Below are 885 nucleotides of genomic sequence, written 5' to 3'. Positions count from 1 at the left end.
CAACACCACATTGATGTCACGCAAAGCGACGAAACGTTACCGGGAAAGGCTCACTGTCCGTGCGGGGACCGGACTGGTCCGCCGACCCATACTTCCTGAGTCCTGGTAGCAAGAGCCTGCTGACCCTGTTCGGAGCGGAACACTCGCTTGGCAGAATCCCCGGCTACGAGGCCAGGGAAACGACGGACGACAACCCCGAACGAGTCGCCCTGATCCAGCGGCTCACGTCGGCTTACCTTCGCCATGCGCTCGACCTTGAGGATTCCAACTGGCCGGCGGCGTGCGAAGCTCTGTCGGCGAGCGGTAATCCACTGGGCCGAATTGAATCCAAGTGAAGCGCCAATAGACGCAGTCGATTTCCTGTCGATCTGTACTGCTCTGGCGGCACCGCTTCGCCGCCGCGCGGATCGCCGCCGGCCTGGCCGTCGCCGGGGTGCTGTGGGGCTGGGTGGCGGCCCGGTACCCGGACCTGGTGGTCGGGCACGCCACGGTCGCCTCGGCCGCGGCACCCGAAGCCAACCTGATCGCCATGATCATCGTGACCGGGCTCGGCATGGCCGTGATCGTGGCGTCGATGTTCGTGCTGTTCCGGCTGTTTTTCCGCCCCGACACCTCGGACGCCCACCACAATTGACCGCCACGTCGCCTGTGCCTGGGCGGCGACCGCACCGGCCGGTGGACGACCTCGTGGTATGGCAGCGCCGTTGCGTTCCGAGGCGTCGAGGGCTATACAGGGATTAGCACTCGGTAAGGTCGAGTGCCAACCTCTGGCGCGACGGGTGCCTGGGCCCACGACTCGGCCCATCGTTTTCGTTGCTGGGCCCCGCTGGCGGCCGGCACTCCTCCCCGCAGGCATGAGCCTCAGGAGGATTTATCCGTATGTCA

At 65.6% G+C, this 885-nt stretch carries 1 protein-coding gene; it reads left to right on the top strand.

All coding sequences use genetic code 11. The features are described 5' to 3' along the window. Positions 1–355 precede the first annotated feature (355 nt). The gene (locus G6R25_RS24255) at positions 356–634 is read left to right on the top strand and encodes a cytochrome d ubiquinol oxidase subunit II (protein WP_163554682.1); all 279 of its coding nucleotides are present in this window, start codon (positions 356–358) and stop codon (positions 632–634) included. Positions 635–885 lie beyond the last annotated feature (251 nt).

The sequence above is a fragment of the Candidatus Frankia alpina genome (genome assembly GCF_902806485.1).
In the GTDB taxonomy this organism is placed as follows: Bacteria; Actinomycetota; Actinomycetes; order Frankiales; family Frankiaceae; genus Frankia; species Frankia alpina.
The sequence above is the reverse complement of the archived record's forward strand: the minus strand, read 5'-3'. Positions and strand labels throughout refer to the sequence as shown.